The organism is Nocardia carnea NBRC 14403, from assembly GCF_000308515.1.
Lineage (GTDB): Bacteria > Actinomycetota > Actinomycetes > Mycobacteriales > Mycobacteriaceae > Nocardia > Nocardia carnea.
The window spans coordinates 52,628-59,652 of record NZ_BAFV01000063.1 but is presented as its reverse complement, the minus strand read 5'-3'; the positions used below and the strand labels follow the sequence as shown (position 1 = coordinate 59,652).

Below are 7,025 nucleotides of genomic sequence, written 5' to 3'. Positions count from 1 at the left end.
CGGCAACTGCCGCGCCGAGTTGGTGGGCGGCAAAACCCAGCCGAAAACGATCGGGGTGTATGCAGCGAACCAGCGGCGGCAGATGGCAAGCATCTCTCGATGCACATTTTTTAACCCCATACGCCTGACGTAGGCACTGAGTAATAAGCATCATCAGCCGGCCCCGGGGGGTGATTCCGGGAAAGTTCGCCACCCGGTCAGTACATTGCCATCCGAGTCTCCGCGTCCGGCGATACCGATCACTGAGGATCCATAATCGGCTTCATGCCCGAACGAGGTTCTTCTGTACTCTGTAGCCAAGAATACGGAATCTGTTGCGGCCTGAACCTCCCGATCCACCCCATTGGCCCGCAAAGAGGCTGCTGCACTCTCGGCGGCATCGCCTTCATGTGACCCCGCGCTACAGGAAAGCATTCGTATCGGACTGTCGGGCGTCTCGGCGGCAGCATCCAGCTCGGGCTTTTTTGCCGCAAGTAATCGTCCGTACTCCGCTCCGCCCAGGAATATATTCCGACTGGGATATATGAGTCGGGGAGTCCCAGTGTGTGCCATAAATCCCGGCATTCTATTTCCGGTGAGTACGGAAAATGTACCCAGGGGGGCGGATACGGATTTCAGGTTCGGTGGTCCCTCTGTTCTTACTTTGACGGCGAATCCATCTGGATTGGCGTGTGAAATTACGAGAATGCCGCGGCTGGTCTCTTGGTTCCCTGTATTGGGAAGGGGTTGAGGGAAGGGGTCTCTCGTCAAACCCAATTCCCTTGTGTCCACCCTCGAAGCCGGCCAGAAGTGGTTGAACTCTCTATCGATTTTTTCTCCGGCAAGGCGTGTCCATGCGACATACTCGGATTTGTCCTGGCTCTTGGTCGGGAAACCGATTCCGCGTGGGCCGTGTCGGTCCCTCAGGACGTCGAATAATACACTGTCGGGCGAGAATACCGCAGGTTCTCCGTATTCGTCTGCGCCACGGATCTCGGCAATTATCGGACCAGACCCGTCACGGTCGGCCTTCCCTGCCGCTCGTAAGGCCTCGCCGAGGCCGTCGGCCACATCGTTCAAGGGACGTGCACAATCAAAAGCTGCCCGGTCGATCTTTGTGTTGATCGCCTTGGCCAGCCTCTTCATAACTTCCTGTGCCGTGGCAGTCACTGCCGCGAACGCCGGGAGAATTCGCTCGCATTATTTCTGAGCATGGGGTCCAGCGTAGATCATCCAGCCAACGCCCACCTTGGTTACGACTGTCTCCGTGAGCCGGAAAGCCCCTGTGGGGCAGCCGAACTCCGCTCTGTAGTGGCGCCTGCTCCCTGGAGTATTGCTGCTGATAGCTTTTCGGCGTCGCCTCTGATCGGCGGCTCCAGAACCCGCGCTGGTCGGTTCTGCTCATGGAGAGGTGAAGCGCTTGCGCCCGAGTAGTCGGGCGGTGGCCAGAACCGAGGCGGTGGCGGTGGTGGCGCCTGCGCCGAGCGGCGAACCGGTGGCACGTATCAACCGCACGGTGCGCATGGCCGCGAGCAGTACTTCGCTGCCGCGCACCCGCATATCCGCCTCGAACCGGCTCACCGCTACAGGCAGGGTCACCATGCCTGCCGAGACCGCGCGCAGGGCGGTGACCAGGCTCGCGGCGTCCTGGATGGCAGCCCCGGCGCCCATACCCGCGGTGGGCGGGGTGGCATGGACCGCGTCGCCGAGCGCGGTGACCGAGCCGGCCGGCCAAGGGGCGAGGTCCCGAGCCCGGGTCGAGGCGGCATTGAAGCGGAACGCCGCGATACTGCCGGGTTCGGCGCGTTCGACGACCTCGAGTGCGGATCGGCGCCAGCCTTCGCGATCGAACGCGGTGAGCAGCGCCGACCGCAGCTCGGCGCCCTGTAGCGCGCGCAGCGAATCGGTCGCGGATTCGGCGAACATGGCGCCCCAGATGTAGGTGGGGCCGGTTGTGATCGCCTCGCTGGGACGGGGCGTATCCAGGACGGCATGGCCGACCGGGTCGAGGAAACCGATGTACAGCGCCGTGGCGTGCGGTCCGAGCACCATGCTCGAGCGTGCCCCGAGCCGCTGCTGCTCGGTGGCACCGAGATCGCTGGCGGTGGTGCGGCCGGAGAAGCCGATGATTCCGGTCGGTTCGTTGGTCGGACCGCCCGCCAATCGGCGCGCGACCAGCGAGTGGGCGCCGTCTGCGCCCACCAGCAGATCGCCCGGCACCGTGGATCCGTCGGCGAGTACCGCTTGCGGTGCGCCGGTGGCCGTGCGGGCGATATCGGTGACCGGCGAACCCAGGTGCAGGTCGGCGCCGACCGCGTCGGCCAGGATCGTTCGCAGGGTAATGCGGTCGATATCGACGCCCGGGTTGTCGTCGAGCCGCGGACCGTGCCCCAGCAGCCGGCCGTGCCGGTCCCAGAAGGCATCGCGGGTTCGCAAGCGCAACGCCGAGGACGAGCCCAGCAGCCGTTCGAAGATTTCCGGCGCGACAAGCTCCTGAAGTGCCGCCTGTGCCCGGCCGTCGAGGGTGATGTGGTAGCCCCCGGTCTGCGTGATATCGAGATCGCGATCGTAAACCGAGACCTCGAATTCGTGCCGGCGCAGCCCGGCGGCCAATGCCAGGCCGCCGATTCCGCCCCCGGCGATGATGATGCGCACTATCGGTCTCCCGGATTCGTGGTGGATTACTTCCGGGCACCGACAGTGCCATCGGTAGTGGCCGCCGAATGTCCACTACTTTGGTGCCGGTGGCCGAAACTTCCCGGCGTGCACTACGCCTGCTGTCGCTGCTCACCGCCCGTCGGAGCTGGTCGCGCGGTGAGCTCGCCGCCCGGCTGGAGGTCAGTGAGCGGACGGTGCGGCGGGATATCGACACGCTGCGCCGGCTCGGCTATCCGGTGGCCTCGCTGCGCGGCCCGGCCGGGGGTACCGGCTCGGGGCCGGGCATACGCTGCCACCACTGCTGTTCGACAGCGATCAGGCCCTGGCCGTTGCGGTGGCCCTGCAAACGGCGCCGCACACCGTGTCGGGGCTCGCCGAGGACGCCACACGGGCCCTGGAGGCCCTCGAACAGATCATGCCCACCAGGCTGCGCCAGGCGGTGGAAGCGCTACGGCTCACCAGGTTGCAGAACTACTGGGAGTTCCCGGCGCCGCCCATCCAGGCGGTGGCGCTACAGGTCGCGGGTGGTGCGGTCCATCGGCACGAGGTGCTGATCGCCGAAACTCTCGGCCCCGGCGGTACCCGCCCGGTTCCCGGTACGGCCGGGTTCAGTCCGGCCCGGCGCATCGAACCCCATCATCTGGTGGTCTGGGCAGGCCGCTGGTACCTGGTCGGGTTCGATCACGCCGACGATGCCTGGCGCGTGCATCGCCTCGACCGTCTTCACCTGCACGCTCCCACGGGAATTCGGTTCACTCCGCGAGAACTACCCGGAGGCGATGTCGCCCACCTGGTCATGACCACCTACGACCGCGGCGACACACCAGCCGCGTGGGAGTGCACCGGAAGCGCCCGGCTCGATCTTCCGGCGGAGACGGTCGCGCGCTGGGCACCCGGCGGATCGGTTGTCGAACACCTCGATTCCGGCCACTGCCGCCTCACCGTCGGCGCTTGGTCGTGGGCCGGTATCGCAGGACTGCTGGCCACCTTCGACACCGACCTCACTGATGTTCAACCCGCCGAACTGGTGGCAGCCTGTCACCGGCTTGCGCACCGATTCCGGGCGGCCGCAGGCACGGGCTTGCCGACGGCAGGGACACGTCCGTGAACTCCAGCCCTGCGGTTGCGCTCCGTGGCGGGCGCCCGTCGGTCAGGCCGATATCGGCCGGGTGACCTCGAGCTCCACGGTGGCCGCCGGATGCGCAGGGTTCGCCGAAGTGCACCCGGCTGTCGGGACCATCGCCCGGCCCGCCGGAGTTCTCGAATCCGCCGACCGGCGTGTTCGGCCGGCACCGATAGCCCGGTGTGGCGCCGGTTCAGGATTCGCGGGCGGCCTGCAGGAGCGCGTTGGCGAACTTCACCATCTGAGCGGGCCCGCCGTACCAGGCGGTTACCGCCGACAGGACCGCGGCGCGGGCCTCCCGTGCGGCGCGGGCGACCTCGTCCGCCGAAACCTCGCCGGCTTCGGCCTGTCCGGCGAGTACCTCGAGATCATCACTGGCGGTGAGCAAACGCATGATGAGGTGGATATCGATATCCGCGCCTTCCTCGCTGCGGCTGTGCCGGGACGCGGGCTCGGCCGGTACCGGACCGAGCTCCGGTTCGGCGAGACCTGGGGTGCCGGGTTCGGCCTCGATCGGCTCCGGCCGGTCGGCCGGTGCGGCTTCCGCGGCTTCCCGAGCGCGCCGGGAGCGGCGCGTTTCCAGTGGTGGGCGCGACTCGTCGCCGCCGGTCAGCGCTTCCGGTGCGGTACGGGATTCGTCGGGCACCAGAGTCAATGGTGAGGAAGTGCCGCGGCGTGGAGTGGGCAGCGGGTCTGCCGCTGCCTCGGCGGTAACGGGTTCGGGTTGGGGGGTCGGCTCGGAATGGCGGGAACCGGGTGCGTCCTGTTCGGAGTCCAGGATTCGGGAGAGGATTTCGGAGACGGGGGCGGCGTCGTCGTCGGGTTCGGTGCTGTGTGCCGGCTCGGGATCGAGCAGACGATCGAGTATGGGAGTGCTGTCCGACGGTGGCGCGAGTCGCGGGGGTGCGTCGGCTTCCGGCGGGGAATCGCTGCCCTGGTCGCCGGAATCGGCATCGCCTACCGGCTCCGTGGCGCGGAATACAGCGGAATCCGGTTCCCGGCCCGCGGAGCCTTCGCTCGCCGGTTTGTACCGCGACGCGGACCGTGGCATCCGGCGCGGGGCGGCAGGTTCGGCGGCCGCGCCCGATTCCGGGGTATCGAGCTGCGGAGACGTCCGCTGCGGGTCCGCGGCCGCGGTGTCCAGCGCGGGTGCTTCGCCGTTGCCGGGAGTGGGCGCGTCCTCGATTCCCGCAGGGGTGTGGCGGGCAGCGGACCGAGGCAGGCGGCGGGCAGGCAGGGCAGGCAGGGCGGAGTCTTCCTCCGTGGCGGACGCCGGCGTGGGGGTCTGCCCGTGCGGCGAACGGGTGGGGAGAGCGGACAAGGCCGGTGCGGAACCTTCGACCGAATCGGCTGCGGTGGCATGCAGCTCATAGGGGTCGCCGGAACGGGCGCCGGATTCTCCGGGGCGGTGCTGGTCTTCGAACGGATTGAACTGTTCGGCGTCGGATTCGGCCGGTTCGGTCAGCGCCGATTTACGGCGCCTGCCGCCGCTTTCGAGGGCCTGCGGTACCGGTTCGTCGCCGATGGAGCTGAGCCAGCTGGGCAGGGAACCCGTATCGGCGGACGAACCACCGAAGGAATCGGTTTCGGTGGGTGCCGGGCGATAGGACGCGGGATCTCCCCGCGTCGGCAACGGCTTTCCGGAGCCGCTCTCCTCGTTCTGCTCCGCGGTGGGCAGTTGAGTGGTTGTCGCGCCGGACAACTGGGCCGGGCCGCCGGACGGTACGGTCAGCTCGTCGGGGTGCTGCGCATCCGGTTGGTACGGCGCCGGCATCGGTATCCGCTGTGACGACAGCGCGGGCGATGGACCGCCGGGCTGGGAAATACGTGGCAGCGCCGCGGAATCGGCCTGGCCGGGGGCCTGATGCGATCCGCCGGTCGCCGCGGAGCGGGTGGGCAAGGCCGTGGTTTCGGGAGTGTCGTCCGGTATATACGGGGGGCCGTCGGCCGGTGGTGTGGTGAAACGGGAATTCGGCTCGGGCTCCGCTTGGCTCATCATCTGGACCCCCGGCGCGTCGCCGATGACACCCGAGGTGTTCCAGGCAGCGAACGGGTCGAGAGCCGCTGAACCACCGGTGTTCTGCGGGTTCTGGTGTGGGGTGGACAGTGGTGCGGGGGTCCACGTGTAACCGCGGTCCGGAACGGACTCGGGCCGGTTCGTGGCGCCGTTCGACCCCTCCGCCGAATCGAATCCGTTGGATCCGAAGCCGGCGAAGCCCCTCGACTCGGAGTTGTTCTGCCCGCGCCCGTACTCCTCCGGGCGGGCGCGGCGTTCGTCTCCGAGGCTGGCATTTTCGGCATCCATGCGCTCATTCTTACCCACCCGGGTGGGCTTCGTTCTAGTGCGCGAAGCACCTCATCTCCCGACGGAGCGCCCGGGGTGACGAGGATTACATCGGTGTCGTGATCACTGTTCGCTGGGACGCAGGCTCGTCGCGTTACGGACACGCCGCGTTGACGTGCTTCGACGACGAGATGTCGAGTAGCGGGGCGAGGACCGGTCCGGTGGCTGGGCCACTCGGACACGAGCTGCTGCGCCGGGCCGGCTCACCTCCGGTGCGATGGCGCAAATGTGCCTAGTCGGTGCCCCTGGACGCGACTGGTGTTGCCCCCACGGTGGGTGCGTGCGCAACCGGGGGCCTGCTCCGGACGAAACCGCAACGCCCTACCCGCCGGTGCCGCCGGCGGGTAGACCGGTGCCGCGCGGGATCAGTGGTGCGGTGCTGCCCGGTGCATTCGTCCTGCGACGGCGGGCAGTGCCGCGACCGCGAGAACCACGGTGACCAGACCGACGACCCACGACGTCCACGCGGCGCCGTTGTACGCGGTGTAGTCCATGACCCAGGGCGCGAGGAACAGCAGCGCGCCGAACAGGCCCATGGCGTAATCCGTGGCCGCCATCGACGGCCGGTACATCTGGGCGAGCCCGGTCAGCGCGATGAGCACCCCGAGCACGATCATCGTCCAGACGGCGCGATCATTGGTGGCGACCCAGATCGGCGACAGGGCGGTGAAGGCTCCGAGTATGACGGCCAGGAAATCCTGGGTCCGGCTTTCGGTGAACATAGTGGCCTCCTGAAAGTGGATACAGGTCCGTTGACAGGGCCTGACCTCGGTATAGCTGCCCCAAGGGGGGCCGGTCGATATCGCAATGGACACGATTGCGCGGCGAAACGATGCGTAAGGCGTCGCTGGCCTCCACCGGGCCGTCCAAGTTAGGGTGGGCTACACCATTTTCTAGAACCTGTTTCAGGCGCGGCGCGAG

At 67.7% G+C, this 7,025-nt stretch carries 4 protein-coding genes and 1 pseudogene; 2 read left to right on the top strand and 3 right to left on the bottom strand.

The window, feature by feature from the left end:
* Window positions 1–1,380: 1,380 nt before the first annotated feature.
* On the bottom strand, window positions 1,381–2,634 hold the full coding sequence (locus tag ON22_RS22805) for an FAD-dependent oxidoreductase (RefSeq protein WP_033246937.1): 1,254 nt from the start codon (window positions 2,632–2,634) through the stop codon (window positions 1,381–1,383).
* A gap of 68 nt (window positions 2,635–2,702) precedes the next feature.
* Here ON22_RS22805 and ON22_RS38595 point away from each other — a divergent pair.
* Both ON22_RS38595 and ON22_RS22800 read left to right on the top strand, forming a co-directional pair.
* A pseudogene (locus ON22_RS38595) lies at window positions 2,703–2,840 on the top strand (HTH domain-containing protein); the annotation flags it as partial.
* Between the two features lie 131 nt (window positions 2,841–2,971).
* Window positions 2,972–3,745, top strand: coding sequence for a helix-turn-helix transcriptional regulator (locus ON22_RS22800; protein ID WP_255218551.1), 774 nt, complete (start codon window positions 2,972–2,974; stop codon window positions 3,743–3,745).
* A gap of 208 nt (window positions 3,746–3,953) precedes the next feature.
* Here ON22_RS22800 and ON22_RS22795 read toward each other — a convergent pair whose 3' ends face one another.
* Both ON22_RS22795 and ON22_RS22790 read right to left on the bottom strand, forming a co-directional pair.
* Window positions 3,954–6,065, bottom strand: a complete 2,112-nt coding sequence (locus ON22_RS22795) for a hypothetical protein (protein ID WP_033246936.1) — start codon at window positions 6,063–6,065, stop codon at window positions 3,954–3,956.
* Between the two features lie 404 nt (window positions 6,066–6,469).
* Window positions 6,470–6,826: an SPW repeat protein gene (locus tag ON22_RS22790; protein ID WP_033246935.1), complete on the bottom strand. Its 357-nt coding sequence runs from the start codon at window positions 6,824–6,826 to the stop codon at window positions 6,470–6,472.
* Between the last annotated feature and the right edge of the window lie 199 nt (window positions 6,827–7,025).